1 pseudogene is annotated in these 398 nt (G+C 66.8%); it reads left to right on the top strand.

What is annotated here, in order from left to right:
* Positions 1-398 (top strand): annotated as a pseudogene (locus ACSFA3_RS22460) (potassium-transporting ATPase subunit B); the annotation flags it as partial.

The following is a 398-nucleotide window of genomic DNA, read 5'->3' on the forward strand; positions in this document are numbered from 1 at the left end:
GGCGGCACACGCGTGCTGTCCGACTGGCTGGTGGTGCGCGTCTCGGTGAACCCGGGCGAGTCGTTCCTCGACCGCATGATCACCATGGTCGAGGCCGCCAAACGCCAGAAGACGCCCAACGAGATCGCGCTCACCATCCTGCTGGTTGCGCTTACGCTGGTGTTCCTGATCGTCACCGCCACGCTGCTGCCGTTCTCGATATTCAGCGTCGGTGCATCCAATGCGGGAACCGTGGTGTCGCTCACCGCGCTGGTCGCGCTGCTGGTGTGCCTGATCCCGACCACCATCGGCGGTCTGCTGTCGGCCATCGGCGTGGCCGGCATGAGCCGCATGATGCAGGCCAACGTGATCGCCACCTCGGGCCGCGCGGTGGAAGCCGCCGGTGACGTCGACGTGCT

The organism is Variovorax glucosi (assembly GCF_051216695.1).
Taxonomy (GTDB): domain Bacteria; phylum Pseudomonadota; class Gammaproteobacteria; order Burkholderiales; family Burkholderiaceae_C; genus Variovorax.